General features: G+C 71.6%; 23 protein-coding genes. 17 read left to right on the forward strand and 6 right to left on the reverse strand.

Going from position 1 to position 23,343, the window contains the following annotated elements; translation table 11 throughout:
• Nucleotides 1–56: 56 nt before the first annotated feature.
• The gene (locus AC4D2E_RS09880) at nucleotides 57–836 is read right to left on the reverse strand and encodes a sulfite exporter TauE/SafE family protein (RefSeq protein ID WP_490952480.1); all 780 of its coding nucleotides are present in this window, start codon (nucleotides 834–836) and stop codon (nucleotides 57–59) included.
• 45 nt (nucleotides 837–881) lie between these two features.
• Here AC4D2E_RS09880 and AC4D2E_RS09885 point away from each other — a divergent pair, with 45 nt between their 5' ends.
• From AC4D2E_RS09885 to AC4D2E_RS09905, 5 genes are all read left to right on the forward strand, one after another.
• Complete coding sequence (locus AC4D2E_RS09885) at nucleotides 882–1,517, forward strand: DUF1684 domain-containing protein (protein ID WP_490952481.1); 636 nt, start codon at nucleotides 882–884, stop codon at nucleotides 1,515–1,517.
• A 95-nt stretch (nucleotides 1,518–1,612) separates the two neighbouring features.
• Entirely contained in the window at nucleotides 1,613–2,389 is a 777-nt protein-coding gene (locus AC4D2E_RS09890; RefSeq protein WP_490952482.1) for a potassium channel family protein, read from the forward strand.
• A gap of 88 nt (nucleotides 2,390–2,477) precedes the next feature.
• Nucleotides 2,478–3,662 (forward strand): glycosyltransferase family 4 protein, encoded by a 1,185-nt coding sequence (locus tag AC4D2E_RS09895; protein ID WP_490952483.1) that lies wholly within the window; start codon nucleotides 2,478–2,480, stop codon nucleotides 3,660–3,662.
• A gap of 63 nt (nucleotides 3,663–3,725) precedes the next feature.
• Nucleotides 3,726–5,375 (forward strand): stealth family protein, encoded by a 1,650-nt coding sequence (locus AC4D2E_RS09900; RefSeq protein ID WP_104168819.1) that lies wholly within the window; start codon nucleotides 3,726–3,728, stop codon nucleotides 5,373–5,375.
• A gap of 42 nt (nucleotides 5,376–5,417) precedes the next feature.
• Nucleotides 5,418–6,233: an MSMEG_6728 family protein gene (locus tag AC4D2E_RS09905; RefSeq protein ID WP_490952484.1), complete on the forward strand. Its 816-nt coding sequence runs from the start codon at nucleotides 5,418–5,420 to the stop codon at nucleotides 6,231–6,233.
• A gap of 28 nt (nucleotides 6,234–6,261) precedes the next feature.
• Here the strand turns inward: AC4D2E_RS09905 and AC4D2E_RS09910 are convergent, their stop codons facing one another.
• On the reverse strand, nucleotides 6,262–7,131 hold the full coding sequence (locus tag AC4D2E_RS09910) for a phosphodiesterase (RefSeq protein ID WP_490910831.1): 870 nt from the start codon (nucleotides 7,129–7,131) through the stop codon (nucleotides 6,262–6,264).
• A 280-nt stretch (nucleotides 7,132–7,411) separates the two neighbouring features.
• Here AC4D2E_RS09910 and AC4D2E_RS09915 point away from each other — a divergent pair, with 280 nt between their 5' ends.
• The 4 genes from AC4D2E_RS09915 to AC4D2E_RS09930 are packed head-to-tail and all read left to right on the forward strand — an operon-like array spanning nucleotide 7,412 to nucleotide 10,673.
• Nucleotides 7,412–7,822 (forward strand): hypothetical protein, encoded by a 411-nt coding sequence (locus tag AC4D2E_RS09915; protein WP_104168820.1) that lies wholly within the window; start codon nucleotides 7,412–7,414, stop codon nucleotides 7,820–7,822.
• 32 nt (nucleotides 7,823–7,854) lie between these two features.
• Nucleotides 7,855–8,589: an SOS response-associated peptidase gene (locus tag AC4D2E_RS09920; protein WP_104168500.1), complete on the forward strand. Its 735-nt coding sequence runs from the start codon at nucleotides 7,855–7,857 to the stop codon at nucleotides 8,587–8,589.
• Nucleotides 8,590–8,621: 32 nt separating this feature from the next.
• Nucleotides 8,622–9,365, forward strand: coding sequence for an MBL fold metallo-hydrolase (locus AC4D2E_RS09925; RefSeq protein WP_490952485.1), 744 nt, complete (start codon nucleotides 8,622–8,624; stop codon nucleotides 9,363–9,365).
• Between the two features lie 51 nt (nucleotides 9,366–9,416).
• Nucleotides 9,417–10,673 carry a phospholipase D-like domain-containing protein gene (locus tag AC4D2E_RS09930; RefSeq protein ID WP_490952486.1) on the forward strand — a complete coding sequence of 419 codons (1,257 nt, stop codon included), beginning with the start codon at nucleotides 9,417–9,419 and terminating at the stop codon, nucleotides 10,671–10,673.
• On the opposite strand, the gene AC4D2E_RS09935 is transcribed toward AC4D2E_RS09930, so the two are convergent.
• A complete protein-coding gene (locus tag AC4D2E_RS09935) occupies nucleotides 10,642–11,382 on the reverse strand; it encodes a GntR family transcriptional regulator (RefSeq protein WP_490952487.1) in 741 nt (246 codons plus the stop codon). The two genes, AC4D2E_RS09930 and AC4D2E_RS09935, sit on opposite strands and share 32 nt — an antisense overlap.
• A gap of 35 nt (nucleotides 11,383–11,417) precedes the next feature.
• Nucleotides 11,418–13,226 carry a gamma-glutamyltransferase family protein gene (locus tag AC4D2E_RS09940; protein WP_490952488.1) on the reverse strand — a complete coding sequence of 603 codons (1,809 nt, stop codon included), beginning with the start codon at nucleotides 13,224–13,226 and terminating at the stop codon, nucleotides 11,418–11,420.
• Between the two features lie 131 nt (nucleotides 13,227–13,357).
• Here AC4D2E_RS09940 and AC4D2E_RS09945 point away from each other — a divergent pair, with 131 nt between their 5' ends.
• Genes AC4D2E_RS09945 through AC4D2E_RS09955 form a run of 3 tightly spaced genes read left to right on the forward strand, consistent with a single transcriptional unit; the run spans nucleotide 13,358 to nucleotide 15,958 of the window.
• On the forward strand, nucleotides 13,358–14,080 hold the full coding sequence (locus AC4D2E_RS09945; protein ID WP_490952489.1) for a YoaK family protein: 723 nt from the start codon (nucleotides 13,358–13,360) through the stop codon (nucleotides 14,078–14,080).
• Between the two features lie 4 nt (nucleotides 14,081–14,084).
• Nucleotides 14,085–15,080 carry a CPBP family intramembrane glutamic endopeptidase gene (locus tag AC4D2E_RS09950; RefSeq protein ID WP_490952490.1) on the forward strand — a complete coding sequence of 332 codons (996 nt, stop codon included), beginning with the start codon at nucleotides 14,085–14,087 and terminating at the stop codon, nucleotides 15,078–15,080.
• A 14-nt stretch (nucleotides 15,081–15,094) separates the two neighbouring features.
• The gene (locus AC4D2E_RS09955) at nucleotides 15,095–15,958 is read left to right on the forward strand and encodes an NmrA family NAD(P)-binding protein (protein ID WP_490952491.1); all 864 of its coding nucleotides are present in this window, start codon (nucleotides 15,095–15,097) and stop codon (nucleotides 15,956–15,958) included.
• A gap of 25 nt (nucleotides 15,959–15,983) precedes the next feature.
• On the opposite strand, the gene AC4D2E_RS09960 is transcribed toward AC4D2E_RS09955, so the two are convergent.
• Complete coding sequence (locus AC4D2E_RS09960; RefSeq protein ID WP_490952492.1) at nucleotides 15,984–16,655, reverse strand: pentapeptide repeat-containing protein; 672 nt, start codon at nucleotides 16,653–16,655, stop codon at nucleotides 15,984–15,986.
• A gap of 130 nt (nucleotides 16,656–16,785) precedes the next feature.
• Between AC4D2E_RS09960 and AC4D2E_RS09965 the strand changes: the two genes are divergently transcribed.
• The 4 genes from AC4D2E_RS09965 to AC4D2E_RS09980 all read left to right on the forward strand — a co-directional run bounded on the left by AC4D2E_RS09965 (nucleotide 16,786) and on the right by AC4D2E_RS09980 (nucleotide 21,569).
• On the forward strand, nucleotides 16,786–18,270 hold the full coding sequence (locus AC4D2E_RS09965; RefSeq protein ID WP_490952493.1) for an APC family permease: 1,485 nt from the start codon (nucleotides 16,786–16,788) through the stop codon (nucleotides 18,268–18,270).
• Between the two features lie 70 nt (nucleotides 18,271–18,340).
• Nucleotides 18,341–18,808 (forward strand): hypothetical protein, encoded by a 468-nt coding sequence (locus AC4D2E_RS09970; protein ID WP_490952494.1) that lies wholly within the window; start codon nucleotides 18,341–18,343, stop codon nucleotides 18,806–18,808.
• A 91-nt stretch (nucleotides 18,809–18,899) separates the two neighbouring features.
• Entirely contained in the window at nucleotides 18,900–20,714 is a 1,815-nt protein-coding gene (gene glsA / locus AC4D2E_RS09975; RefSeq protein ID WP_490952495.1) for a glutaminase A, read from the forward strand.
• A gap of 9 nt (nucleotides 20,715–20,723) precedes the next feature.
• Entirely contained in the window at nucleotides 20,724–21,569 is an 846-nt protein-coding gene (locus AC4D2E_RS09980) for an SDR family oxidoreductase (RefSeq protein WP_490952496.1), read from the forward strand.
• Here AC4D2E_RS09980 and AC4D2E_RS09985 read toward each other — a convergent pair.
• A complete protein-coding gene (locus AC4D2E_RS09985) occupies nucleotides 21,556–22,815 on the reverse strand; it encodes a glycosyltransferase 87 family protein (protein ID WP_490952497.1) in 1,260 nt (419 codons plus the stop codon). The genes AC4D2E_RS09980 and AC4D2E_RS09985 overlap by 14 nt on opposite strands.
• A 109-nt stretch (nucleotides 22,816–22,924) precedes the next feature.
• Here AC4D2E_RS09985 and AC4D2E_RS09990 point away from each other — a divergent pair, with 109 nt between their 5' ends.
• Nucleotides 22,925–23,341 (forward strand): VOC family protein, encoded by a 417-nt coding sequence (locus AC4D2E_RS09990; RefSeq protein ID WP_490952498.1) that lies wholly within the window; start codon nucleotides 22,925–22,927, stop codon nucleotides 23,339–23,341.
• Nucleotides 23,342–23,343: the final 2 nt, after the last annotated feature.

Consider the following 23,343-nt stretch of genomic DNA (forward strand, 5'->3'; position numbering starts at 1 on the left):
GGCCCGCGCCACCCATCGACGCGGGATGGACAGGGCACGGGGACGGCGTGCCGCTGTCACCCGAAGATGTCGAGGAGGCCCTTGACGACGGCGAGGCCTGCGCCGATGAACGCGATGACGATGACGAACGCGCGGGCCTGGGAATCACGGACGAAGCGCCCGAGCTTCTCCCCAACGAAGATGCCGGTCACGATGGCCAGCCCGATCGCGATCCACATCCACGGCGCGAGGACGGGTGCCTGGGCCGGGTCGAGGAGCAGTTTGGTGACGAGCGTCACCGAGCCGATGCAGACGAAGAAGGGCTGAAGCGTCGCCGCGAAGGGGCGCTGCGGCCAGCGTGCGAGGAGGGCGTACGCACTGACGGCCGGGCCGCCGACCCCTGCCATCGAGTTGGTGACGCCGGCGGCGAAGCCCGCGACCGCCTTCGGCGTATTGCCGCGCACGACGACGTCGGACCGCTGGAGCACCAGGGAGACGGTCAGCGCCACGAGGACCACGGCGCCGACCGTGACCGACAGCGGTGCGGACGGGAGGGAGACCGCGAGGAACGAGCCCGGGATGGAGCCGAGCAGGGACGGGACGACGAGCCAGCGGAACATGCTCCAGTCGATGTCCTTCCAGACCCGGCCCACGATGATGGCCGAGGACACCACGCCGCAGAGGTTCACGAGGAGGACGCCCTCGTGCGGTCCGAGGATGATCACGAGGAACGGGGCGATCAGCAGCGCGAAGCCCAGGCCGGCGATACGCTGCGCGATGGCCCCCACGAGGATGGAGGCCAGCACGATGCAGAAGATGCCGAGGGTCACCCAGCCACAGTACGCCCAGGCAACCATCAGGCCCTCCTCCGTTACCGAGCACCACGGCGGTACGCTGGGCCCATGACGGCCCTCACCACCGCACTGGCCACCGCGGACTGGCGCCGGCGCGTCTTCCGCCTCTACGACGACGTCCGCGAGCGCGCCGCCTCCGCATCGCCCGAGGCCGCCCACGCCGTGTGGCGGGAGGGCCGTGACGAGCTGTTCCGCACCCACCCGGCGTCGGCCCTCGGGCGCGGCGCGAGGGAGTCCTTCGCCGGGCTCGCGGTAGCGCCCTACGACCCGACCTTCCGGTTCGAGGCGGAAGTGGACGACGACGGCGCGGGTCAGGTGATGGACGTCGCGACCGGCACGGACGGCGTCGTCCCGTTCCGCCGCCTCGGCAGCGTGCTGCTGCCCGGGCTGGGGAAGCTCGCCCTGTGGAAGCTCGGCTCCTACGGCGGCGGGCTGTTCCTGCCCCTGCGCGACGGCACCTCGGGCAGGGCCGGCGGCGCGTACGGCGGCGGGCGCTACGTCCTGGACACCGTCAAGGGTGCCCACCTCGGCGAGGGGCGCGACCCCGGGCGCATCGTGGTGGACCTCAACTTCGCCTACAACCCGTCCTGCGCCTACGACGAGGCATGGGCCTGCCCCCTGCCCGGTCCGGACAACCGGCTCGCGGACGACGTCCCGGTGGGCGAGCTCTACCGGGAGTACTGACGCCCTGCACCCGCCCCCACGGACCCACGACAGTACGTAGGCTTAGGGATTCCGGCCGGGCCGGGACACGGCAGCCTACGGAGGAGCACGGAACGATGAGCGGGAACCAGCCGACGAGGCAGGCGCAATGGCGCCGTCGATCCGAGATCCCCATGATCCTCGCCGCGACCCTCTACCTCGTGGCGTACTCGTTCCAGGTCGTGGGAGACCCGGACCCGGCCGAGACCCTGCTTCTCGAGACCGTCATCTGGGGCGTGTGGGGCCTCTTCCTTGCCGACTACCTCGTGACCCTCCTTCTGGCGCCCTCACGGGGCCGATGGTTCGTCCGCCACCTGCATGAACTCGTGGTGCTGCTCCTGCCCATGCTGCGTCCGCTGCGCCTGCTCCGGCTCATCCCCCTGCTGCGCATCCTCAACCGGTCCGGCGGGGACGCCCTGCGCGGGCATATCGTCCTCTACGTCATCACCGCCATGACGGTGCTCGGCTATGCGGGGGCGCTCGCGGTGCTCGACGTCGAGCAGGACGTCCCGGGCGCGACGATCGTGACCCTTCCCGATGCGCTCTGGTGGGCACTGACCACCGTCACGTCGGTGGGCTACGGCGATTACTACCCCGTCACGGGGGCCGGGCGGGTGGTAGCGGCGGGCCTGATGATCGGCGGCATCGGGGTGCTCAGCGCGGTCACGGCGGCGTTCGCCTCCTGGCTCGTGGAGAACGTGGCAACGGCCCGCGAGGCGACCACCCGCGGCGCGCAGCCCGCGGCGGTGGACACCCAGGTCCAGGACCAGCTCGCGAGCGTCAGCCTCCAGATCGACACCCTGACCCGGCAGCTCGCCCACGGCGCCCACCGGGAGCGCACCGGACCGGAGTAGCCCGGCGGCGGGTTCATTTCCTCCGACGTTCACCCCGGCGCCACCCTGCGGCGGCCCGCCCTCCGCGTGCGCGGGCGAACGTTGAGGTGTGAGGATAGCCATCGTCGCAGAATCGTTCCTGCCCCACATGAACGGGGTCACCCACTCGCTGCTCAAGGTGCTCGCCCACCTGCGGGGCCGCGGCGACGACGTGCTGGTGATCGCGCCGGCCTCGTCCTGGCTCGACGAGCCCGCGCCGTCCCGGGTGGAGGGCTTCCCCGTCCACCTCCTCCCGTCCCTCGCCCTGTCGGGGTACGCGGACGTCCGGCTGGCCGCCGGGACGGTCGCCCGCGTACGCCGCATCCTCGCCGCGTTCGGGCCCGACGTCGTCCACGTCGCCTCGCCGTTCGTCCTCGGCTGGCGTGCCGTGCAGGCGTGCGAGCAGCTCGGCATCCCCACGGTGTCCGTCTACCAGACCGAGGTGCCCGCCTACGCCGCCCGGTACGGCGTACCCTGGCTCGAGCCGCTGCTGTGGCAGCGCGTCGAGAACATCCACGACGCCTCCACCCTCACCCTCGTGCCGTCCACGTTCGCACTGGACCAGCTGCGATCCCGCGGTGTGCAGCGGCTCAACCTGTGGCGGCGCGGCGTCGACACCGAGCGGTTCTCCCCCACCCGGTACGACGCCGCGTGGCGGGCGACGGTCGCGCAGCCGCACGAGCGCATCATCGGCTACGTGGGCCGGCTCGCGGCGGAGAAGCAGGTCGAGGATCTCGCCGTGCTGGACCCGCTGCCGGGGACGCGGCTCGTGATCGTCGGTGCCGGCCCGCAGCAGGAGAGCCTCCGGGCCCGGCTGCCGCGGGCGCACTTCGCCGGGTTCCGGACGGGGACGGACCTGGCCCGCATGGTCGCGTCCTTCGATCTCTTCGTCCACCCCGGCGAGTCCGAGACGTTCTGCCAGACCATCCAGGAGGCCATGGCGTGCGGCGTCCCGGTCGTCGCGGTGGGCCGGGGCGGCCCGCTGGACCTCGTGGATCCGTCCCGCACGGGCTGGACGTACACCCCGGGTGACCTGCAGGGGCTGCGGACCGCCGTCGTCGACCTCATCGGCGACGACGCCAAGCGGCGCGCGTTCGGCCGGGCAGCGCACGCCTCGGTCCAGGGGCGCACGTGGCCCGTGCTCTGTGAGCAGCTCGTGACCTACTACGACAAGGCCGTCACGGTCCAGCGACGCCGGGTCCATCTCGCCCACACCCTGGCCGACAGGGGGCGGAGGGCGTCCCGGTCCGACTGATCCGTGCCCCGGAGGGCTGGACGCCGCCCGCCCGAGGGGGTAAGGTGCGCGGTCGCAGTGGCGATGCCCGCGCAGGCTCTATCATGGGAGCAACCCACCCACTCTCCGGAGGTTCCGATTACAGACACGGCCGCCCAACACGACATCTACTTCGGCGCGCCCGAACCGGAGAACGAAGCCGAGATCCTCGAGTCGGCGTCCAGTGCGGCGGTGGCCCGACTCGAGGGCCGCACGGACATCACGACCGTCAAGCGGCGCTTCACCCTGGTCAACCAGGACCGCACTCCGCACCAGGCGATGGTCGAGGACCTGCTGTTCATCCGCCGGGCACTCGACGACGCCGGCATCGGGTTCCTGCTGGTGCGCGGCAACGACGAGCGGCCCGTGATCGCCGTGGACCTCGACCACCGTGAGAAGCTGCGCGCCGCGCTCGTCGAGGCGTGCCGGGACGAGCCGTTCTACTCCCGCACCGTGGACACGAAGCGCCGCACCACCCTGCTGGTGAGTGACGGCCAGCTCTCGAGCAGCGGCAAGGCCCGCATCTTCCGCCTGTTCCGGCCACGCATCGAACCCCTCGGCGGGCTCGCCTACGGGCCGTCCGCCGGCGTGCAGATCGAACTGTGGGCGCTCGGCGGCAGCGCCATCGAACTACCGGTGGAGAACTCCCTCACCCGCCGCACCCTCCCCGCCGCCGAAGTGGTGCGCGGCGAAGTGGAACGCCACGGCCTCTCCTGGCCGACGATCGACAACATGTTCGCCGATCACGCCACGGACATCGACTTCGACATCGACCTCGTCTTCTCCTGGGTGGACGGCAGCAGCCCCGAGTACCGGGCGGCGCGCGCGGCCCGCATGGAGGGCGTGGTGGTCGGTGAGGGCGACGACCACGAGGCGCGCTTCCGGCAGATCGACGAGCTGAAGTACGCGCTGCGCTCCGTCTACATGTTCGCGCCGTGGGTCCGCCGGATCTTCATCGCGACCGACTCGGAGCGCCCCGCCTGGCTCGCCGACCACCCGTCGGTCACGCTCGTCCGCTCCGAAGAGCACTTCAGGGACCCGTCCGTCCTCCCCACGCACAACTCGCAGGCCGTCGAGGCGCAGCTCCAGCACATCCCGGGCCTCTCCGAGTACTTCCTCTACTCCAACGACGACATGTTCTTCGGCCGTCCCGTCGCCCCGGACATGTTCTTCTCCCCCGGGGGCGTCACGAAGTTCATCGAGGCGGACACGCGCATCGGCCTGGGCGACAACGACGCCGAGCGCAGCGGCTTCGAGAACGCCGCCCGTGTGAACCGGCGCCTCTTGCACGAGCGGTTCGGGCGCATCACCACGCGGCACCTCGAACACACCGCCGCTCCCCTGCGGAAGAGCGTGCTGCTGGAGATGGAGGCGGAGTTCGCCGCGGAGTTCGCCGCGACGGCAGCCTCGCGCTTCCGCGCCAAGGACAACATCTCCGTCACCAACTCGCTGTACCACTACTACGCACTGCTGACCGGCCGGGCCGTCACGCAGGAGATGGCGAAGGTGAAGTACGTGGACACCACGCTGCGGTCCGGGCTGAAGAGCCTGAACAAGATGCTGGACAAACGCAACCAGGACTTCTTCTGCCTCAACGACGGCAGCTTCCCGGAGGTCGCGGCCGACGAGCGGGCCCACCTCGTGACGGACTTCCTCGAGAAGTACTTCCCGGTCAAGGCCCCCTGGGAGATCTAGGGCCCGCGCCGGGGTGACGGGGATGCGTGCAAGACTGGCGCGATGCAGACCTTCCTGCCGTATCCCGATGTCGCGGCCAGCGCCCGGGTGCTCGACCAGGCAAGGCTGGGCAAGCAGCGCGTCGAGACCCTGCAGGCGCTGCGTGCCCTCGTGATCCCCGACTACGGGTGGCGGCAGCACCCGGCCATCCGCATGTGGATGGGCTACGTCCCGGCGCTGACCGTCTACGGCCTGGCCATGGTGGCCGAGTGGGTCTCGCGCGGCCATGCCGATTCGACGCACCGGCAGATCCTCGAGTTCGCCCCGGACGTGCTGGAGCAGCCGGATGTGCCGATGCCGCCGTGGTTCGGGGACCCGGCGCTGCACGTGAGCCACCAGTCCAATCTGATCCAGAAGGCACCGGAAATCTACCGGGACCGGTTCCCCGGCGTCCCCGAGGACCTCCCCTACGTGTGGCCCGCACCGGAACGCGAGCGCCTGCCCGTCGAACCCGCCGGACGGCGCCTGTGGGTCTGGCGCGCCGATGGGCTGCCCGCCGCCCGGGACGCCGACGACGACGACGCGATGCTGCTCATGCCGCCCGTCCCGCCGGGAGGGCACGCCGCCCCGAAGTGGGAGCGGCAGCTGCACGCGTTCGAGGAGTCCGTGGAGGAGGGCGACGCCGTCGCGATCCCCGACCCGGAGGGCCGGCGTTTCCGGACGGGGCACGTGGGCCGGGTCTTCATGCACGAGGACGGGCTGGTGCGTCCTGCGCGGCTGGACGGCTGGCTGCAGCGTTCGGACTTCGATCCGCCGGCCCTGCTGCAGGACCCGCGGACGCTCTTCGCCGTCGGCGTGCCCGACGCGCTGCGCGCCTGATCCCGACGGGCCGGGGTCGGGTGACGGTTCAGGCCGAGGTGAGGTGCCGGGCGCGGCCGACCTCGGGGATGGTCACGCCGTGCGCCTCGAGCCGGCGCCGTGTCTCCTCGCGGGGGACCACCTCCCCCACCGTGGTGTGCCGTCCCGCGGGTACCACCGAGTGGACGATCGTCTCCTCGTAGACGTGGACGAGGTTGTAGGACTGCGCGCCGTCCCGGCCGCGCGTGCCCCCGCCGTCGAACATCAGGTCCTGGGTGTAGCAGGTGGCACTCGCCACCGAGACCGGGACGCCGGCGAACATCGCCGTCGTCGAGTAGTGCAGGTGCCCGGCGAGGATCGTGCGGACGTCCGAGCCGCGGACGACGCCGGCGAGCGAGCGCTGGTCGCGCAGTTCCACGAGGACCGCGAGGTCCTGGACGCTGGGGACGGGCGGGTGGTGCAGGGCGAGGATCGTCCCGTGCGGCGCGGGTACCTCCAGTTGCGCGGCCAGCCAGCGCAGCTGCTCGTCGTCGAGCTCGCCGTGGTGGCGCCCCGGCACCGTGGAGTCCAGGGTGATGATGCGCAGGCCGTCGACGAAGTGCACGGCGTCCACCGGGGCGTCCTGCCGTCCGGCCGGTGTCCCGTCGAGGAGTCCCGCCCGGAAGGCCGCGCGGTCGTCGTGGTTGCCCATCGCCCAGATGACCCGGGCCCCGAGCCGTTCCGCCGCGGGATCCACGATGGCACGGAGCTTCGCGTACGCGCCCGGTTCCCCCTTGTCCGCGAGATCACCGGTGAAGACGATCGCGTCCGGCCGTGCGCCGGACGCCTCGAGGTCGTCGAACACCTCCTGCAGCCTCTGCTCACTGTCCACGGCACCGTACAGCGGGGCGTCCCCGCCGAGCAGGTGGGTGTCGCTCATGTGGAGGACGAAGTGCTGGGGCCGGGGATGTTCTGCTGTCCGGGGGACCATGGGACCTTCTCCGATAGCTGGTGGGCCTGCTGGCTTGTCTGCCATCCAACCAGAAGGCCCTGTCCCTGTCAGTGAACTCCCGACGGCACGGCGCGAAACATCCAGGAAACATGCGTCGCCTCCCCGGACCTGCCGCGTGGACTCCGGTGCCGCCCGAGGAGACTGGCGGGGCGGCACCGCGGGCCGTAGGCTCACAGGCGACCGATCATCCGCGCAGAAGGGCACCACCATGGGATTCCGCATCACCCACATCCCCCTCCGCCTCGCGACGGGCGCCTACATCCTCAACTCGGGACTCGGGAAGACCGCGCTGGACGACGGCACCGCCGCCTACCTGCAGTCCGCGGCGTCCAGGGCGTTCCCCCAGGTCAGCCAGTTCGAGGCGCAGCAGTTCGCGACGTTCCTGGCCGCATCGGAGATCACGATCGGCTCGGCGCTCCTCGCGCCGTTCATCCCCAGCAGGCTGGCCGGGCTCGCGCTGCTGGCCTTCTCGGCCGGGATGCTGACCATGTACTTCACGACCCCCGAGATGACGATGGAGGACGGCGTCCGCCCGAGCCCGGAGGGCGTGGCCCTCGCGAAGGACAGCTGGCTGACGGGCATCGCCCTGGCCCTCATCCTGGACCGCCGGAAGAAGTAGGCCGGCGGGGCACGAGGACAGGAGACCCCGGCATGTGCGGACGCTTCGTCATCGCGGGCAACAGGGCCGACCTCATCGACGCCTTCGAGGTGGACGAGGCCGTCGAGGACGAGCTGCGGCCCTCCTGGAACGTCGCGCCGACCGACACCGTGCGGCTCGTCGTCGAGCGGTTGGACCCGCACACGGGCGAGCTGACGCGCCGGCTGGAACCGGCGCGCTGGGGCCTCATCCCCTCCTGGGCGAAATCGGCGTCCGTGGGATCACGGATGATCAACGCCCGCAGCGAGACCCTGCTGGAGAAGCCCTCCTTCCGGGCCGCCGCGCTCAAACGGCGGGCGATCGTCCCGGCGGACGGGTACTACGAGTGGCGGAAGAACGACGACGGCTCCAAGACCCCGATCTACCTGCACGGCCCGGACGGGTCCCTCCTGGGCTTCGCCGGGCTCTACGAGTTCTGGCGGGACCCCGCGACCACGTCCCCGGAGCACCCGCAGGGGGAATGGGTGGTCAGCTGCACCATCATCACCCGGCCGGCGAGCGACGCCCTCGGCGAGATCCACGACCGCACGCCGGTGATCCTGCCCCCGGACCTGCGTGGCGACTGGCTGGATCCACGCAACGACTCGCGGCCGGCGGTGCAGGAACTGCTGGACGCCATCCCGGACCCCCACCTGGTGCCACGCCTGGTCGGGAAGCGTGTGGGGTCGGTGCGCAACGACGGCCCCGACCTCATCGAGCCCCTTCCCGAGCCGGCGTCGGAAGCCTAGGGTCGGAGGATGACGACCAGCGGAACAGACGCATGATCAGGACGGACATCGCCCCGGGGATCCACTACCTCGAGCATGCCAGGACCAACGTCTACCTCGTGGAGGACGACGACGGCCTCCTCCTGGTCGACACGGGGCTGCCCCGCTCGAAGGGGCTCCTCCTGGCGGCACTGACCCGGATCGGCCGCTCGGTGCAGGACATCCGGGGCATCGTGCTCACCCACGGGCACTTCGACCATGTGGGGACCGCCGAGCACCTGCGCTCCAGGTACGGCATCCCGGTCTACTGCCACCCCGACGACGCCCGGATCGCCGCGCACCCCTACAGCTACGACCGGGAACGGAGTCCTTTCCTGTACCCGCTGCGCTATCCCCGCGCCGTGCCCGGGCTGCTGCGCATGACCGTCGCGGGCGCCGTCGCGGTCAGGGGCGTGCAGGACACCCTGCCGCTCACCCCCGAGGCGGCCGCGGCGCTGCCCGGCTCAGCCCTCCTGGTCCCGACACCGGGTCACACGAAGGGCCATTGCGCGCTGCACTTCCCGGACCGCGACGCGGTCATCAGCGGCGATGCCCTCGTCACGCTCGACCCTTACACGGGACACCCCGGCCCGCAGGTCGTCGCCCGCGCCGCCACCGCGGACATGGACATGGCCCTGCGCTCCCTCCAGGCGCTGCGCGCCACGGCTGCGCGGACCGTACTGCCGGGCCACGGGTTCCCGTGGAGTGCGGGCGTGGAGTCGGCGGTCGCGCAGGCGATCGAGGTCGGCGGGCACTGAGTCCCTGCCGGGTCGCCGTCGACCGCCCGGGCAACGCGATACGCTGGCCGCATGGGCTGGTTGAGGCGTCAGACGATGGTGGGCATCGCCCGCGGCACGGTGAAGCGCGGGGTGCTCACCATGGTCACGGCGCAGGCGGTGGTCATCGCGGGGGTCGTCGCCGTGGACGTGTACCAGAGGAGCCGGCGCACCAAGCGACCGGGCTTCCCGCAGCCGGGCACGTTCCACACCACGATCGCCGACACCGAAACCACCGTGTTCACCTACGGCGAGGATCTCTTCGACGCGATGATCGCCGCGATCGACAACGCCAAGGACCAGGTCCTGCTCGAGACCTACATCTGGAAGGGCGACGAGGTCGGGAGGCGCTTCCGGGACGCCGTGAACCGGGCGGCGGATCGCGGCGTGGACGTCTTCGTCATCTACGACGGCTTCGCCAATCTCGTGGTCAACCCGTTCTTCTACGACTTCCACCCTGCCGTCAACACCTACCGCTTCCCGGTCATCCGTCCCGCGATCATCTTCACGAACATCCGGGGCACGGGCCTCGACCACCGCAAGGTCCTCGTGGTCGACGACGAGGTGGGGTTCGTGGGCGGCTACAACATCGGGACGCTGTACGCGACGAAATGGCGTGACACGCACCTGGAGATCCGCGGACCGTCCGTCTGGGAGCTCCGCGAGGCGTTCGTCAGCGTCTGGAACATCCGGGCCATCCCCAGGCGCCCCGAACTGCCGGACCTCAGTGCCACCTACTGGGAGCCGCGGATCCGTGCGGTCAACAACATCCCGGCCCTGCTGGTGTTCCCCATCCGCGGCGTCTACCTGGACGCGATCAACCGCGCCCACAAGCACATCTTCATCACCACCGCGTACTTCATCCCCGACCGGCAGATCCTCGACGCCCTGCTGCGCGCGAGCCGCCGCGGCGTGGACGTCCGCGTGATCCTCCCCGAGGATTCCAACCACGTGGTCTCCGACTGGCTGTCCCGGGGATTCTACTCCTCCCTCATCAGCGCCGGCGTGCGGATCCTGCTCTACCAGAACTCCATGATCCACGCGAAGACGGCCACGGTGGACGGCGAGTGGAGCACGGTCGGCACGGCCAACATCGACCGCCTCAGCCTCACCGGCAACTACGAGATCAACCTCGAGATCTTCGACCGCGACCTCGCGGCGACGATGGAGAGGATCTTCGCCGTGGACTCCTCCAACAGCCGCGAGCTGACCCGGGAGGAATGGGACAGCCGCCACCTGGTGGCCCGCGCCAGCGAGATCATCCTCGCTCCGCTGCGTCCGTTCCTGTGACCGCGGACGGCGCTCCGGGTGCCTGCCCGGGCCCGGCGAAGCGCTCCATGTAGCCGCGCTGCGAGGAGCCCACGTGCCCGGCCATCAGGCGCCCGGCCTCGGCGTCGTTGCCGGCATCGATCGCCGCGATGACGAGGCGGTGCTCGCCCCAGGACTGCCTCCCGCGCCGGTCGACGTCGGCCGCGTACAGCCACTCGATCTTGCCGGAGATCTGCCGGAGCAGGGCGGCCAGCGAGGCGCTGCCGCTGAGCTCCGCGACCCCGAGGTGGAAGCGGATGTTCAGCTCCGGCAGTTCCGCGAGGGCGTCGGCCGCCACGGCGCGGTCGCCGTCGTCGAGGATGTCCGTGAGCGCCCGCCGCGCCGTCCACCACGCGGTGTCCGGCGCGTCGGCGCCGAACTGGGCGGAGGCCCGGCGGGCCGCGCGCCGCGCGATCGTGGCCTCGATGACCCCGCGCACGGCGAACAGGTCCTCCGCGTCGTCGAGCGGGATCGCGGCCACGGTGGAGCCGGCGTAGGGGCGGGACTCGACGAACCCCTCCGCCTCGAGTGACCGCAGCGCCTCCCGCACGGGCACGCGCGACACACCGTACTTCGCCGCGAGCGCCGCCTCGGTCACCCGGGTGCCGGGCGCCAGGACCCCGAGGATGATGTCGTGGCGGACGGCGTCGAGGACGCGCTGCGGCGCCCCGGCATCCTGGTCAGACCGCAACGGACCCGCCCGGCCGCGTGCGGTCGGGCAGGAGCTCAGCGCCCGGCCGCATAGCCCTGCGCCCCTCGCGGGTTGGCGGCGGCGGACAGCACGCCCGTCCCCGGGTCCCGGGTGACGGCGGAGAGCCGGCCGAGGGCCCAGTCCCCTGCCCGCGTGATGACGTGGCCGCGGCGTTCGAGGTCCGCGATGAGCTCCTCGCCCAGCCGGTCCTCGACCACGGCCCCACCCGGCTCCCAGGTGCGCGGCCAGAACGATCCCGGGATCGACGTGGTGTGGAGGGACGGTGCGTCGATGGCCTGCTGCGGCGTGTAGCCGCCCACGATGGTGCGCAGGATGTAGAGCAGCTGCCACTGGTCCTGCTGGTCGCCGCCGGGCGATCCGAGGGCCACGACCGGCGTGCCGTCCTTGAGGATGAGCGTCGGGGTGAGCGTGGTGCGCGGCCGCCTGCCCGGCTCCAGCGTGGACGGTCCGCCCTCCTCGAGCCACGTCATCTGTAGCCGCGACCCGAGGCAGAACCCGAGCTCGGGGATCGTCGGCGAGGACTGCAGCCATCCCCCGCTGGGTGTGGCGGAGACCATGTTCCCGGCGGCGTCGACGACGTCGATGTGGCACGTGTCGCCGCGCGTCTCCCCGCTGCGGGACACCGTGGGTTCACCGACCCCTGCGAATCCGCTGCCCCCGGCGAGGGCGGGAGGCGTGTAGTCGGTGCGCAGCGGCGGGGTGAAGGGGGTGCGGCCGGGAACGGTGCCGGGCCGGAACTCGCGGGACGCCTCGTCGCCGATGAGCGCGCGCCGTTCGGCGGCGTACTCCTCCGACAGCAGGTACTCCATCGGGACCTCGGCGTCCCCGTAGTAGGCCTCGCGGTCGGCGATGGCGAGCTTCTGCGCCTCGAGGATGGTGTGCGCGCCTGCTCCCGTGGACGGGTCGAGCCGATCGTCGTCGAACCCGTCGAGGATGGCGAGGGTCTGCAGCAGGGCCGGGCCCTGGCCCCACGGCCCGGTCTTCGCGATGGTGTAGCCGCGGAACTCGAGGGTGGTGGCCTCCTCGTAGCCCGCCTCGAAGCCCGCGAAGTCCTCGAGGGTCAGGACGCCGGCGTGGTCGAGGCCCGAGGAGTGCCGGTGCGGTGTCCGGCCGAACTCGACGGCGGCCTGCGCCACGAGCCCGGTACGCCACTCGAGGCGCGCGGCGTCGATACGCCCGGTCCTCGTCGCGGCGTCGGTCCCGGCGTCGATGAGGGATCCGAGCACGCGGGCGTACGCCTCATTGCGGATCACCTCGCCCTCCCGCGGCGGCCTGCCCTCGGGCATCCACAGTGCGGCGGACGTGGGCCAGTGCTCGGTGAAGAGCTCCGCCACGGCGGCGATCGTCGCCCCGACGCGGCCGAGGACCGGGTGGCCGTCGCGGGCGTACCCGAGGGCGAAGGCCAGGACGTCCTCGAGTTCCCACGTGCCGTGGTCGCGGAGCAGGATCAGCCAGGCGTCGACGGCGGCGGGCACCGCGGCGGCGAGGGCGCCCGCGCCGGGGACGAGTTCCAGGCCCTCGGCGAGGTAGTGCTCGCGGGTGGCCGCAGCCGGTGCCGGCCCCTGGCCCATGAGGACGACCGGCCGTCCGGGCTCCTCCGCCGTGGCGAAGACGCCCGTCATGTCACCGCCGGGCCCGTTGAGGTGGGGCTCGACGACGTGCAGGACGAACGCCCCGGCCACGGCGGCGTCGAAGGCGTTGCCGCCGCGCTCGAGGACTGCCTGCGCGGAGGCGGTGGCCAGCCAGTGCGTCGACGCGCTCATCCCGAACGTGCCCTGCAGGGTGGGACGGGTGGTGAAGGTGGGAGGGGGCGTGTACGTCATCGGATCACTTTCGGCAGGGGAATCGACGGTGCGCGACAGTAGGCGCGGGCTCGTCCGCATTGAATACAATCGACGCTCCAAGGATAAGCTTCGTATACATTCGCCCCAAGTTGTTACTGAAGGACATCATCGTGACGAAGAACCGGGTGGTCACGGACCGCCTCCACCTGTGGCTCATGCTCATCCTGACGTTCTCCACCGGGGTGATCGACGCCGTCGGCTACCTGGGCCTCGATCGCGTCTTCACGGGCAACATGACCGGCAACGTGGTGCTCCTCGGCATGGCCTTCGCGGGGGGCGCCGATCTGCCGATCCTGCGGCCGGCTCTCGCCCTCGTCTTCTTCATGGTGGGCGCCGCACTCGCCGGCCGGGTCCTGCGGAAAGGGCCCGAAGGGTGGTCCGGCCGCACGTCGAGCACATTCCTCACGGTGACCGTGGGCCTGACCGCGCTCGCGGTGTTCGTCGCGCTGGTCGACGTCACCGCCGAGGAGGTCCTGGGCAGCATCACGACGTCGGTGCTCGCCACCGTGATGGGCGTCCAGGCCGCCACGGCCAAGCGCCTCAAGGTCGCCGAGATCACCACCGTCGTCGTGACCTCCACCATCACGGGCCTCGCCTCGGACTCCCGCCTCGCCGGGGGGAAGAGCCCCTTCTGGGCCCGCCGCGCCTCCGCGATCGCCCTGATCATGGCCGGCGCGGTCGCCGGCGCCCTGACCCTGAGGGTCGACCTCTGGCTCGGCATCGCGGTGTCGGCGCTCCTCTCCGCCGTGGTCACCCTCCTCGGGCATCTCCGCCACCGGCAGGACGTGAAGGCCGGGCACACGGAGAATGCCGGGGAAGCCGCACTACGGTAGGAGCATGGAACAGGTCGAGGAGCAGTTCGCATTCCACCGGCTCGCACGGTCGTGGCCGCAGCACCGCTGGTGGAGGCCGCTCCTCACCGCCCTGCTCGGCGGCGTGTTCTACGTCGTCCTCATCCTCCTGGTCCTGGTCACGGGGCTCGCGCTCGCCAGCCTCACACCCACCGGCGTCGGGCCCTACTTCGACGCGCTGTCGGTGCTGGACCTCAGCAACCCGGTGATGTTCGCGTTCACCCTCGTCTCCCTGATCCTGATGATCCCCGCGCTCGCCCTGGCCGCCCTGATCATGGGCCCCCGGCCGATCGGCCTGCTCTCGTCCGTGGCAGGCCGGATCCGGTGGCGCTGGCTCGCGGTCTGCGCGGGCGTCTCCGTCGGTGTGTTCCTCGTCAACCTCGCGGTCTCCTTCGGGGTCGGCGCGCTCTTCCCCGCGGAGGCGGAACCGGCGCCCCTCCCGCCCGAGACGTCCACCCTGCTGATCCTCCTGACCCTGTCCGTCCTCGCCGTCCCGTTCCAGGCCGCCGCGGAGGAGTACGTGTTCCGCGGGTTCCTGATGCAGACCATCGGCAGCTGGCTCCGCCACCCCGCCTTCGCGATCCTGCTCCCCGTGCCGCTCTTCGTCCTCGGCCACGGCTACGATCCGCTCGGACAGGCCGACGTGGCGATCTTCGCGATCTTCGCGGGCTGGATCACCTGGCGGACGGGCGGGCTGGAGGCGGCGATCGCGGTGCACGCGGTCAACAACATGACCATCTTCGTCCTCGGGGCCTTCGGCCTCGTGGATGTGAACTCCACCGAGGGGTCGCTGAGCGGACTCGTCCTGTCCGCCGCGACCATGGCCATCACGGCCGTCATCATCGTCCGCCTGGCGGACCGCCGCGGCGTCGCCCGGACGCGGACCGTCACCCGGTGGCCGGCGCTGGAGCCGAGGACCCCGGTCCCGGGCCGGCCCCTCCCCCCGGCGGCCGACCGCCGGTCACCGACCGCCGACGCCTGACCGCTCGAGGACCCATGCTCGCCGATGTGTCGTCCCCCGTCCTCGTCACCGGGGCCACCGGCAACGTGGGCCGCCCCCTCGTGGCGTCCCTGCGTGCCATGGGAGTCCCCGTACGCCCCGCGAGCCGGCGCGGGACGGACCCCGACGGGGCCGCCTTCGACTTCGGCGTTCCGGAGACCTGGCCGGCGGCCTTCGACGGCGTGACCACCCTGTTCCTCGTCCGGCCGCCGCACCTGGCGAACGTCGCACGGGACATGGTGCCGTCCCTCGTGGAGGCACGCCGCCGCGGCGTCCGGCACGTCGTCCTGCTCTCCGTCCAGGGCGCCGACCGCGTGCCGGTCCTCCCCCACGCCCGGCTGGAGCGGTGGCTCCGGGCCTCGGGCATGGCCTGGACCTTCCTGCGCCCGTCGTACTTCGACCAGAACCTCAGCACCGTGTTCGCGGCCGACATCCGCGACCACGACCGCATCCTCGTCCCCGCAGGAGCAGGCCGGACGGCGTTCGTGGATGCCGTCGACGTCGCGTCCGTCGCCGCCGCGGTACTCCGGGAACCCGGCCTCCACCGCGGGCGCTCCTGGTCCCCGACGGGCAGGGAGGCCCTCACCTGGTCGGAGGTGGCCCGGACCATCTCCGAGGTGCTCGGCCGATCCGTGACCTACCGCGACCCGGGCGTCCTCGGATACTTGCGGCACGCCCGCACGGATCTCGGGATGGAGACGGCCATGGCCGCCACCACCACGGTCATCCACGCATCGGCCCGGCTCGGCGTCGCGAAGCACCTGACGGACGACGTGCGGCGTGTCACGGGCCGGGAACCGCTGTCCTTCCGGTCCTTCGTCGACCGCGAGCGGGCAGCCTGGGATCGGCCCGGCGCCTAGCGCTCCCCCGGCGCAGCACCCCGCCTCAGGCCTCGACCCGCAACCCCATGCCCTCGGCGAGGAAGGGGGCCAGTACCAGCAGCTGGTGCTCGTCGATCGTGGCGCCCCGCAGACCGTCGAGGCCGTCGATGCCGCGGAAGCTGCTGGTACGGAGGTCCACGTCCGTCAGCCGGGCGCCGTCGAGCGTGAGGGTACCGACGGTGCAGTCCCGCAGGGCCAGGCGCGTGGCCAGGGCGCCGGTGAGGTCCAGCTCGCCGATGATGCACCCGCTCAGGAGGACGTCCGTCAGCCGGGCGCTGCGCAGGTTCACGTAGTCGAGCTTCCCGCCGTCGAGGTGGACGCCGTCGAGCCTGCTGTCGTACAGCTCCGCCGATCCCCACCGGGTGCCGCGCAGCGAGGTCTCGCGCCAGGTGCTGCGCGGCGCCCGGAGGACCGGGGCGAAGAGGTCCTCGAAGGAGCACCCGATGACGCGGGCGCCGCGCAGTTCCGCTTCGTTCAGGGACACCGCCTCGAGCATGCACTCCTGCAGGGTGATCCCGGCCAGGTCCTCGCCGTCGAGCACCAGCCTCTCGTAGTGCTCACCCTCCCGGTGATCGCCGTCGAGCAGGTCCGGCGCGTCGACGCGGACGAGGCCCCTCGGCGGCTGCAGGGTCAGGCGGGGCGCATTCGTGGTGCTGCGCGTGGGGCGCGGTGGCATCGCTGGATCCGTTCGTCGTCTCGTCGCTTCGGCCCGGCCGGGCCGGGCCTCCATCCAACCACCGACGCAACACTTCTCCCGAAACCAGCCATCTCATACAGTGGGTCACCCGACCGAGGATGGAGCCGACATGCCGACACCCGACAGCACGCCTGACAGAGCACCGGACAGCACGTCCGGGACAGGGACCGAGGACGCCTCCCTCCTGAAGGTCCTCGGCAACTGGGACGCCCTCGCCCTGGGGTTCGGGGCGATGATCGGCTTCGGCTGGGTGGTGCTGACCGGCGGCTGGATCGCGTCGGCCGGCACGGGCGGAGCGGTCCTCGCGATGGTGACGGGCGGCGTCATCATGGGCGTCGTCGGCCTCACCTACGCCGAGCTGACCGCCGCCATGCCCAAGGCGGGCGGCGAGCACAACTTCCTCCTGCGCGGCATGGGCCCCCGCTGGTCCTTCGTGGGGTCCTGGGCCATCACCGGCGGCTACGTCACGATCGTCGCCTTCGAGGCGGTGGCCCTTCCACGGACCGCCGAGTACATCTTCCCCGGCCTCAGCCGCATCCCCCTCTGGACGGTCGCCGGTGACCAGGTGCACCTGACGTGGGCTCTCGTCGGCGCGATCGCCGCCGTCGTCGTCACCCTCATCAACATCCGCGGCGTGAAGATCGCGGGGGCCGCGCAGACCTTCGTGGTGGTCTTCCTCCTCGTCATCGGACTGATCCTGGTCTTCGGCAGCGTCACCGGCGGATCGGTGGCCAACATGGAGCCCTTCTTCACGGGAGGCTCGGCCGGGTTCTTCGCCGTCCTCGTCGTGGTGCCGTTCCTGTTCGTCGGCTTCGACGTCATCCCGCAGTCCGCGGAGGAGGTGGACATCCCCGCCCGGCAGATCGGCCGCCTCGTCGTCGTCGCCGTGATCCTCGCGACCATCTGGTACGTGATGACCATCCTGACCACGTCGTCCGCCATGCCCGCGAGCGAGCTCGCCACCACGGACATCGCGACGGCCGACGCGATGGGCGCGATGTTCGGCTCGGACCTCATGGCCAACGTGCTCATCGCCGGCGGCATCGCGGGCATCCTCACCTCCTGGAACTCGCTGCTCCTGGGGGCGTCCCGCCTCATGTACTCCATGGCCCGCTCCGGCATGCTGCCCCGCTGGTTCGGGGTGCTGCACCCGCGCTACCGGACTCCGGTGAACGCCCTGCTCTTCATCGGGGCGCTGTCCTTCGCTGCACCGTTCTTCGGCACGCAGATGCTCGGCTGGCTCGTCGACTCCGGTGCCCCCAGCATCGTCCTCGCGTACATCCTGGTGTCGCTCGTCTTCGTGATCCTGCGCCGCCGCGAACCGGGGATGGAGCGGCCGCTGCGCATCGGCGGTGCGGGCAACGGCGGCACCGTGATCGGCTGGATCGCCGTCGTCCTCTGCGTCGCCCTGCTCAGCCTGTACCTGCCCGGCATGCCCGCGGCCCTGACGCCGCCGCCGTGGATCCTCTTCGGGCTGTGGTGGGTCCTGGGCGCCGTCTTCCTCCTGCGGATCCCCCGTGGCATAGCACCAGGGCACGACGCCGAGGAACGGCTCCTCGACCGGCTCGCCGACCGCGCGGGACAGGCCCGCTGACCTTACGGCCGGCGGCGGCAGGACGCGTGCTTTACTGGGGTCATTCGTCGATCCAGGGGGAGGGCAACCGATGACCGGTGACGGCTCGCGGTCCGTGCACGATCCACGCTACGAGGGCATCTACCAGCGTGGTGGTGCCTCCGCTCCGGCAGCGAGGAGAGGCTCACCGGCCCCCGGCGCTCCCGCCCTGCCGCCGGTCGCCGAACCGCACGGCCCCGTGACCTCCGTGATCCGCGAGGTGGCGCCGGAGGCGGACGGCCCGGCAGCCGGTGCGGCGTCCCCGCGCAATCCGTACGACCCCTGGATCTGGGGCGTCGCCGGAGTCCTCGTGGCACTCGGTGCCTACCTCCTCGCGGCACCGATCATCCACGCACAGCAGTACGCGGAGGCGTTCCCCGCCGGGCAGATGGGCCCCTACACCGCACCCTGGTTCAGCTACGTGAGCATGGCCGCACCGATCCTGCTGATGCTCGGCGTCGCGACGGCCGTCGTCCAGCTCTTCGTCCTCTCGATCCGCCACACGCTGACTGCACGCTGACCGGGTGCTGATCGACTGCTGATCGAATGGTGATGGGCCGCCGAGCGTTCGCCGATCAGGGTCAGGGCGCCGCCCCCGTAGTGTGGGGAGCATGGAATCCCCGATCGAGAGCTACCTGAAGACCATTCACCGGGAGATCTCCGATCTCAGGGACGGCAAGCCCTACAGCACCATCCCCGCGATGGCGAACGTCGACCCCGACAACTTCGGCATCTGCCTGACGACGGTGGACGGCTACATGTACGAGATCGGTGACACCCGCGAGGAGTTCACCATCCAGTCCATCTCGAAGCCCTTCACGTACGGGCTGGCGCTGGCCGACCTCGGCATGGAGGCCGTGGACGCGAAGGTCGACGTCGAGCCGTCCGGGGACACGTTCAACGAGATCTCCCTCGCACCCGGGAGCGGCCGCCCGTCGAACGCGATGATCAACGCGGGCGCACTCACCGCCACGTCCCTCGTCCGGTCGCGGGGCGGCAACACGCGCTTCAAGCGGATCCTCAGCACCTACTCGCAGTTCGCGGGCCGACAGCTGGGCGTCGACGAGGAGATCTTCCGCTCGGAGGTCGAGCACGGCCACCGCAACCGCGCGCTCGCCTACCTGCTGCGGTCCTTCGACATCATCGAGTCGGATCCGACGCCGGTGATCGAGGACTACTTCCGGCAGTGCTCGGTGATGGTCAACTGCATGGACCTCTCGGTCATGGCGGCCACGCTCGCGAACTCGGGGCGCAATCCGCTCACGGGCGTGGAGGTGATGGACCTGCTCGCCGTCGAGCGCGTCCTGTCCGTTATGACCACGTGCGGCATGTACGACGACGCCGGGTCCTGGATCAGCACGGTGGGCATGCCCGCCAAGAGCGGCGTGGCCGGCGGCACCATCGCCGTCCTGCCCGGCCAGGTGGGCCTCGCCATCTACTCGCCGCCCCTCGACGAGCACGGCAGCAGCGTCCGCGGCATGGCCACGAGCCAGCGCCTGTCCCGTGACATGGAACTGCACTTCGTCCGTGCCGCGCGGGCCGGGAAGTCCGCCATCCGTGCCACCTACGACATCCTGGCCGCGCCGTCCGGCATCCGGCGGACCGACGAGGCGATGGACGTCCTCCGCGAGCACGGGCACCGGGCCCAGGTGATCGAACTCAACGGCGACCTGCTCTTCGCGGGCACGGAGTCCATGGTGCGCGAACTGAGCGGGCTCGACGACGACGTCGACTTCGTGATCCTCGACCTGCGCCGCGTCGACGAGGTCGCCGACGTCTCGCTGCGCCTGCTCGGCGAGGTGCGGGAGAACCTCACGGCCATGGGGTGCGACCTCGTGCTGATCGACGGCGAGGGCACCCTCGCGGAGACCTTCAAGGACGTGGACCGGCCCGTCCCCACCTTCGACACACGCACCGCCGCCGTCGAGTGGTGCGAGAACGAGCTCATCACGCGGTACGGCGGGGACCTCCTGCTCCCCTCGACGGTGGAGGTGTCCCAGTGCCCGGCCCTGAGTCCGCTCACCGCCGAGGACGTCGAGGCCCTGACCCTCCGGATGGAGGACCGCACCTACGAGAAGGGCCACGTGGTGCGGCGCGTGGGGCAGTCCTTCGGCGGCGTCTACTTCATCCTCTCCGGCAAGATCGTCACCTCGGTGCCCGGCCCCTCCGGCGAGCGCCTCAAGCTGACCACCCTGAGCGCCGGCATGACGTTCGGCGAGCTGGCGCTCGGCAGCGACGACCGCCAGGAGACCACCGTCAAGGCACTGGAGGACGTGCACGTGAGGGTACTCACGGCCCAGGCCATCCGGGCCATCGAGAAGGAGGACCCGAACCTCGCCGTCGAGCTCTGGAAGGCGCTGACCCGGGACGCCTACACGCGCGTGGACCTGTACCTGCGCGAGACCGCAGTGCGGATCCGGGACTAGGGGCGCGCGATGACGGTACTGATTGCAGGCTGCGGGGATCTCGGGACCGAGGTGGGGCTGCGCCTGGCCGCCCGGGGCGAGCGCGTGGTCGGCTGGCGCCGATCGGCCGGACGCCTCCCCGCCGCGATCGAGGGCGTGGCCGCCGACCTGACGGGGGACCTGCCGCCCGTCCCGGCGGACACCGACGTGGTGGTCATCGCCACCGCCGCCGGGGACCGCACCGAGGCCGCCTACCGCAGTGCCTACGTCGACGCGACCCGCAACGTCCTGGCCGCACTCCGGCGCGACGGCGTCACGCCCCGGCGGATCATCTTCGTCTCCTCCACGGCGGTGTACGGGGACTTCGACGGCGCTCTCGTCACCGAGGAATCACCGGCGGAGAGCACGGCCCCCACGGCCCGGCTGGTCCGGGAGGCCGAGCAGGTCCTCCTCGGGGGCTCGGCCAACGGGACGGTCCTCCGGCTCTCGGGCATCTACGGCCCCGGCCGCACCCGCCTGATCGACAAGGTGCGGAACGGGAGCGCGGTGCTGCCCTCCGAGCCGCAGTGGACCAACCGGATCCACCGCGACGACGCCGCGGCCGCGATCGTGCACCTGGTCACCAGGGTCGCGTCCCCCGCGCCGATCTACCTCGGCAGCGACGAGCTGCCGGTGGATCTCGGCGAGGTGCTGAGGTTCCTCGCCGCCGAGCTGGACCTGCCGGAACCCCCGGCGGGTGAGCCGACGTCGGGCCGGGGCGGCGCCCGCCGCGTGGACAGCAGCCTGCTCCGCGCGACCGGCTTCACCTTCGGATACCCGACCTACCGCGAGGGCTACCGGGCGGTGCTCGCCGGACAGGGCGTCAGGCACCCCTAGGCGAGGCGGCCACCGCAGCCGAACGCGCCCGTGCCGTGAGGCGCCCCAGCCGCACGAGCGACCACACGAAGATGCTCACCACGAGCAGGTTCCGCAGCGTCAGGAGGACGGCGACGGCGGGGTTCAGGTCGTAGCGCAGGGCGTCGTAGAACACGGGGTAGACGAGCGTGGTCAGTGCAGCCGTCGCGACCATCGCGATCGCCGGGTAGCGCCACTCCGCCGCCCGGTCCAGCACGAGGCCCGCGGCGATCGTCGCCGTGATCCAGAGCATGAACTGCGGCGAGCCCACCTTGTTGAACACCACCAGGGTGCTGACGAGGGCCAGCGATCCGGTGGCGAGCAGCGCCCCCGGCTCGGCGCCGCGGTGCAGGGCGATCGCGAGGAACACGGCGACCAGGAGCACCGTGAGGGCGAGCAGCGGGGACATCAGGTCCCCCACCAGTCCGCTCAGGGCCCCCCGGACCTCCATGGTGTTGATGACCTCGTCCTCGAAGAAGTAGGCGCCGGAGGTCCCCGTGATCGCCTGCCACACTCCCGGCGTGCTGAGCGGGGCCTCGAGCTGCATGCCGCGCGCGCCCTGCGCGCTCAGGAAGCCGGTGAGGTTGCGGACGTCGCCGAACACCGCCACCACGACGGCAATGCCCGCGGTGAGCGCGGCGCCCGCCGCGAGGATCCGGAGCCGGCCCTCACGGACGACGACGAGCGCGGCGAGCACCACGGCGGCCGGCCACACCTTCATCCAGGTGGCGGCGCTGAGCAGGAGTGACGCGGCGACCGGACGCGTGGCGACGATCAGCAGCGCCGTGATGACCAGCGGCGCGGTCAGCCCGTCGATCCTGCCCACGGCCACCGGCCCGAGGAGCGCGGTGACGGTGAGCCACCAGTAGGCGGCCGTGAACGACGACGGCGTGCCCCGCCGGATCAGCGCGGCGACACCGACGGCGTTGAGGCCCGCGAAGAGCACGAACCAGGCGAACTGGTACAGGTGGGGTCCGAACACCGCGGCCACGAGCATCGGGGCGAGCGCGCCGGCCGGGTAGACCCACGCCGTGTCGATGCCCTGCCACACGCCGTCGCCCAGCGCCTGGTACGCCCACTCCCGGTAGAAACGCACGTCGCTGAGCACTCCCCCGCCGAGGATGAAGGGCAGCAGCCGCGCGAGAAAACCGGCGTGGACGAGGGCGAAGAACAGCCAGACCGAGCGGGCGCTGTTGCGGGTCTCCGGACGGGGCGGGCGGATGCGCACGGATGGCTCCTGATCGGCGGGTGGCGGCAGCGGCCATCGTCTCACCCGCCGCGTGGCACGCGCCAATCTACCCGGCGCCTTCGGGACCGCGGGGGCATACCCTTGGGCGATGACACGGCGCGAGGTGTTCCCGATCATCAACTGCAGCGACCTGGCCTCCACGTACGCGTTCTACGAACGCGTGTTCGCGGCCCTCCCGATCTACCGGTTCCCCGAGGAGAGTGAACCGGTCTACGTCACGCTGCGCATCGGGGACGGGCAGCTCGCCCTGGGGGTCGGCACGTCGCCGGCCCTGTACGGCGCCACGCCCCTGCCGGCCACCGGCCACGCGGTCGACGTCTGCCTCTACGTGGAGGACCTCGCGGCCGTCGTCGACGCCGCGCGCGAGGCGGAGGCGCGGGTTCCGCTGCCTCCGACGCCCATGCCGTGGGGTGAGACGGTGGCCTACGTCCGCGACCCGGAGGGCACCATGCTGCTGGTCATCCAGGCGCCTGCGGAGGCGCGCCCGGAAGGCCGGCCAACCTGACC

Source organism: Arthrobacter sp. TJ-265 (genome assembly GCF_058269135.1).

Bases quoted from the DNA above. Each gene is read 5' to 3' on its own strand.
- AC4D2E_RS09880 (WP_490952480.1), bottom strand. From the start codon at position 836: ATGGTTGCCTGGGCGTACTGTGGCTGGGTGACCCTCGGCATCTTCTGC.
- AC4D2E_RS09885 (WP_490952481.1), top strand. From the start codon at position 882: ATGACGGCCCTCACCACCGCACTGGCCACCGCGGACTGGCGCCGGCGC.
- AC4D2E_RS09890 (WP_490952482.1), top strand. From the start codon at position 1,613: ATGAGCGGGAACCAGCCGACGAGGCAGGCGCAATGGCGCCGTCGATCC.
- AC4D2E_RS09900 (WP_104168819.1), top strand. From the start codon at position 3,726: ATGCCCGCGCAGGCTCTATCATGGGAGCAACCCACCCACTCTCCGGAG.
- AC4D2E_RS09905 (WP_490952484.1), top strand. From the start codon at position 5,418: ATGCAGACCTTCCTGCCGTATCCCGATGTCGCGGCCAGCGCCCGGGTG.
- AC4D2E_RS09910 (WP_490910831.1), bottom strand. From the start codon at position 7,131: ATGAGCGACACCCACCTGCTCGGCGGGGACGCCCCGCTGTACGGTGCC.
- AC4D2E_RS09915 (WP_104168820.1), top strand. From the start codon at position 7,412: ATGGGATTCCGCATCACCCACATCCCCCTCCGCCTCGCGACGGGCGCC.
- AC4D2E_RS09920 (WP_104168500.1), top strand. From the start codon at position 7,855: ATGTGCGGACGCTTCGTCATCGCGGGCAACAGGGCCGACCTCATCGAC.
- AC4D2E_RS09925 (WP_490952485.1), top strand. From the start codon at position 8,622: ATGATCAGGACGGACATCGCCCCGGGGATCCACTACCTCGAGCATGCC.
- AC4D2E_RS09930 (WP_490952486.1), top strand. From the start codon at position 9,417: ATGGGCTGGTTGAGGCGTCAGACGATGGTGGGCATCGCCCGCGGCACG.
- AC4D2E_RS09940 (WP_490952488.1), bottom strand. From the start codon at position 13,226: ATGACGTACACGCCCCCTCCCACCTTCACCACCCGTCCCACCCTGCAG.
- AC4D2E_RS09950 (WP_490952490.1), top strand. From the start codon at position 14,085: ATGGAACAGGTCGAGGAGCAGTTCGCATTCCACCGGCTCGCACGGTCG.
- AC4D2E_RS09955 (WP_490952491.1), top strand. From the start codon at position 15,095: ATGCTCGCCGATGTGTCGTCCCCCGTCCTCGTCACCGGGGCCACCGGC.
- AC4D2E_RS09960 (WP_490952492.1), bottom strand. From the start codon at position 16,655: ATGCCACCGCGCCCCACGCGCAGCACCACGAATGCGCCCCGCCTGACC.
- AC4D2E_RS09965 (WP_490952493.1), top strand. From the start codon at position 16,786: ATGCCGACACCCGACAGCACGCCTGACAGAGCACCGGACAGCACGTCC.
- AC4D2E_RS09970 (WP_490952494.1), top strand. From the start codon at position 18,341: ATGACCGGTGACGGCTCGCGGTCCGTGCACGATCCACGCTACGAGGGC.
- glsA (WP_490952495.1), top strand. From the start codon at position 18,900: ATGGAATCCCCGATCGAGAGCTACCTGAAGACCATTCACCGGGAGATC.
- AC4D2E_RS09980 (WP_490952496.1), top strand. From the start codon at position 20,724: ATGACGGTACTGATTGCAGGCTGCGGGGATCTCGGGACCGAGGTGGGG.
- AC4D2E_RS09990 (WP_490952498.1), top strand. From the start codon at position 22,925: ATGACACGGCGCGAGGTGTTCCCGATCATCAACTGCAGCGACCTGGCC.